At 52.7% G+C, this 2,807-nt stretch carries 3 protein-coding genes; 2 read left to right on the top strand and 1 reads right to left on the bottom strand.

The window, feature by feature from the left end; genetic code table 11:
- Positions 1 to 1,220 (bottom strand): potassium transporter TrkG (locus B3F49_RS02890; protein WP_293908892.1); only part of this gene is annotated, 1,220 nt, incomplete at its 3' end.
- 126 nt (positions 1,221 to 1,346) lie between these two features.
- Here B3F49_RS02890 and B3F49_RS02895 point away from each other — a divergent pair.
- Positions 1,347 to 1,859: a ferritin gene (locus B3F49_RS02895; protein ID WP_293908893.1), complete on the top strand. Its 513-nt coding sequence runs from the start codon at positions 1,347 to 1,349 to the stop codon at positions 1,857 to 1,859.
- Between the two features lie 74 nt (positions 1,860 to 1,933).
- A complete protein-coding gene (locus tag B3F49_RS02900; RefSeq protein ID WP_293908894.1) occupies positions 1,934 to 2,770 on the top strand; it encodes a pirin family protein in 837 nt (278 codons plus the stop codon).
- Positions 2,771 to 2,807: the final 37 nt, after the last annotated feature.

Here is a 2,807-nt window from a genome sequence, read left to right on the forward strand (position 1 = left end):
CCCACCCTTCCTGCAAACATAATCACCACCAGCACCACTTTCGAGAGCGTGGAGAGTGATGGTGTGATACCGCAGGACAAGCCGACGGTGGCAAAGGCGGAGACTGTCTCAAACAACACCGCCACAAAGTCGAAGGCGTCTTGTTCGATCAACAACAGGGACAGGCTGCCAAGCAGAACCAACAAGAAGGAGAGCAACAATACTTGAAAGGCCTTCAGGATGCTCTCGCCGCTCACCTTGCGCTTGAATGCCGCACTTTCGCGGCGGAACATCAAAGAGCCCAGGCTGAGCAGCAGGGCAAAGGTCGTGGTGGTTTTGATACCTCCGCCGGTTGACCCCGGAGAAGCTCCGATGAACATAAGCAGCATTGCGAAGAGCAAGCCGGCTTGGGAGAAGGAGGAAATATCCACCGTATTGAAGCCGGCGGTTCTGGTAGTCACACTCTGAAAGAAAGCGGCAAGCGGGGTGAGCTTTTCTACGGCCACGAAGAAGAGAAATCCCAAGGTGATGAGCGTGCCATTCATCAAAAGTACGATTCTGCTGTGCATGCTCAGATTCGACCATTTTCTGTTTCTGGCTATATCGGCCAGCACGAAGAACCCGGTTCCTCCGAGTATGATGAGAACAGCGGTGGTCAGGTTCATTACAACATTGCCCTGATATGCACTCAGGCTTTGGTAGCCCCCCATCAAGTCGAAGCCTGCATTGTTGAATGCACTGATGGTATTGAAGAGAGCATGCCCGAAAGCGTCCAAGGGGGAGTAGGTTTGCACAAACACGAAGTATTCCACCACCGTCCCCAGTCCCTGAATCAAAAAGGAAGAGATCAAGACTGCACGGACGATACTCAGAGTCCCCTTCATTGAGGAAAGGTTATATGCTTCCTTGATGAACAGTCGCTGGGACAGGTTGACGTTCATGCCCAAAAGAAGACTGAAGGAGATGACGATGGATGCGAAGCCCAAGCCCCCCAGGAGAATCAAAAAGGCAATGACAGTCCTGCCGAACAGGGAAAAGGTAAGGGCGACATCGACGGTCACCAAGCCGGTGACACAAACTGCGCTTGCAGAAATGAACAGGGCATCGACGTAGGCAAGGCTGATACCCCGGTTATGGGCGATAGGCAGACTCAACAGCAGTGAGCCTAAGAGAATTATTGTCAAGAAGCCGATGAGCAGCACATGATTCGGCTCCAAGCGCTTGCCCTTTGATTTTTTCATGGAGAGAAGTTTACCCCATCCCTTTTCCCTCATGCAACTCCCCCTCCTACGATTGTCGTTGTCGATACTCAGTCTTACTTGTATACTATTCTTACATCTCAAACCGGGATGCAAGGAGAAACACCCATGCTGGCAAATACCATTGCAAAATTAATCACTGAACAAATCAACAAAGAGTTCTACTCTGCCTATCTCTATCTGGATATGGCAAACTACTATGCGGGAAAAGGCCTGCTGGGCTATGAAAACTGGTTCAAGGTCCAGGCCCAGGAGGAGATGAACCATGCCATGCTCATGCGCCAATACCTGCAGAACAACGGCCATGGAGTAACACTCGGTGCGCTTGCAGACCCATCCAAGACCTACCCCGATCTCAAGGCGCCGCTTGTAGAGGCCCTGAAGCATGAGGAGTTCATTACGGAATCAATCAATATCATCTATGAGGAAGCTGTCAAGGTTAAGGATTTCAGGACGCAGCAGTTCCTCGACTGGTTCATCAAGGAGCAGGGAGAAGAGGAGATGAACGCTCAGGAGAATATCCAGAAGTTTGAAGTCTTCGGCTCCGACGCCCGCGGCCTGTATCTGCTCAACCAGGAGCTCGCGGCCAGGACCTTTACGCCCCCCTCTCTTGTACTGTAAAGCAGTGTGTACGGACCTACCCGCCCTTACAAGCAGGCGGGTAGTCTGTTCTTGGAGAACATAAAGGAGTGTCCATGCACGTAAAACCCATAAAACGCATCGCAGGAGGAGCCGTACAGTATGACGGAGCCGGTGTGAAACTGGTCCGGGTAATCGGCTATCACGATGTCCAGGAGTTCGATCCCTTCCTCATGCTGGACGCTTTCGACTCCGCCGACCCGAAGGACTATCTGGCAGGGTTTCCCTGGCACCCCCACCGTGGCATAGAAACGGTCACCTACCTGATCGCGGGGGAGATCGAGCACGGGGACAGCATGGGCAACAAGGGCTCGATCAACGATGGATGCTGCCAGTGGATGACCGGCGGCAGCGGCATCATCCATCAGGAGATGCCCCAGGCCAGCAAGCTGATGCTCGGCACCCAGCTGTGGATCAATCTTCCCAAGAAGGACAAAATGGCAGACCCTGCCTACCGTGACATCCGTGAACATCAGATTCCCGTCGTTAAGGCACAAGGTTCTGAAGTCAGGATCATCAGCGGTTTTTATGAGAGCAAGTCAGGACCACTGCAGGGTGACTATGTAAAGACCCTCTATTTGGATATCAAGCTCGAACCGAATGCGTCATGGAATCTTTCGCTCAATCCTGAGAACACCCTTTTCATCTACATCGTTCGTGGTTCGGTACATACCGGCAACCAAGAGGTTCCGTACCATAGGGCGGTACTTTTTGGAGAAGGGGACACCCTCTCGATGAAGGCGGGATCGGAGGGGGCGCGCATCTTCCTCTACAGTGCCAAACCACTTGGAGAGCCGATCGCATGGGCAGGCCCTATTGTCATGAACACCCGTGAGGAGCTCGCCCTCGCCCAGCGCGAACTGCGCGAAGGGACATTCATCAAGCACAAATAAAGTTCAGTCCTTCCTGTATTTCAGCTGCCCTTATGTG

This window comes from Sphaerochaeta sp. UBA5836, assembly GCF_002432845.1.
Lineage (GTDB): Bacteria > Spirochaetota > Spirochaetia > Sphaerochaetales > Sphaerochaetaceae > Sphaerochaeta.

Excerpts from the sequence above, each read along its gene's own strand:
- B3F49_RS02895 (WP_293908893.1), top strand. The coding sequence starts at position 1,347 with ATGCTGGCAAATACCATTGCAAAATTAATCACTGAACAAATCAACAAA.
- B3F49_RS02900 (WP_293908894.1), top strand. The coding sequence starts at position 1,934 with ATGCACGTAAAACCCATAAAACGCATCGCAGGAGGAGCCGTACAGTAT.